This window comes from Pseudoalteromonas sp. GW168-MNA-CIBAN-0100 (genome assembly GCF_040309225.1).
Classification (GTDB): Bacteria; Pseudomonadota; Gammaproteobacteria; order Enterobacterales; family Alteromonadaceae; genus Pseudoalteromonas; species Pseudoalteromonas arctica.
Genome location: NZ_JBEOOL010000081.1, coordinates 1 through 614, shown reverse-complemented (window position 1 = coordinate 614; position 614 = coordinate 1). Strand labels below are relative to the sequence as shown.

At 33.7% G+C, this 614-nt stretch carries 1 protein-coding gene; it reads left to right on the top strand.

What is annotated here, in order from left to right; translation table 11 throughout:
* Positions 1 to 85 precede the first annotated feature (85 nt).
* Positions 86 to 478, top strand: coding sequence for a hypothetical protein (locus AAEY62_RS20100; RefSeq protein WP_101163157.1), 393 nt, complete (start codon positions 86 to 88; stop codon positions 476 to 478).
* Positions 479 to 614 lie beyond the last annotated feature (136 nt).

Here is a 614-nt window from a genome sequence, read left to right as displayed (position 1 = left end):
ACCGAGCAGGTAGCGCCTCAGTCCAACAAGCGATTATGCAACACAAACTGCGTGTCGCATAAATACTAAAGTGTTAGGCATATCGATGGATCGCAAATATATTACTGCTGGAGTTATTTTTATAGTTTGCTTTTTAAGCTTATTTTTCCTGCCTGTTTTAGCTGTTTACACTAATAGTTTTATTCCTCGGCTCGTTAGTAATTATATGTTTTTTTGGCCTCAATTAAGTTTGCCATATGATAGTTTAGTGATACGAGAGGCTTATAAAAGCAATCTAGTATTTTCTCCTTTTATAGCAAATATATTAAATATCTTTCAGTGGCTTGTTTTAACTGTATTATTTAGCCTTGCCACATCAAATATGAGCAATAAAAAGTATCAAATTGGTTTGTCGTTTATCATCATTATGCTTTTTCCAATAATACTTAGTTTTTTGGTAAATTTATTGGGTTATACGATAGAGCTAGATGGGTTGTAAATATGCCTAACAAGCTGTTAAACAAGGACAAAAAACAGTTGGTTTTTGCTCCTTCGTCGCTTATTTTAACCAACTATTTTATTGCCTGTTAACAGGGCGTTGAGGCTGTAGAATTACTCTTTTTAGGAACGTATCC

What these genes read in the sequence shown, in the direction of transcription:
- AAEY62_RS20100 (WP_101163157.1), top strand. Translation starts at nt 86, where the DNA reads ATGGATCGCAAATATATTACTGCTGGAGTTATTTTTATAGTTTGCTTT.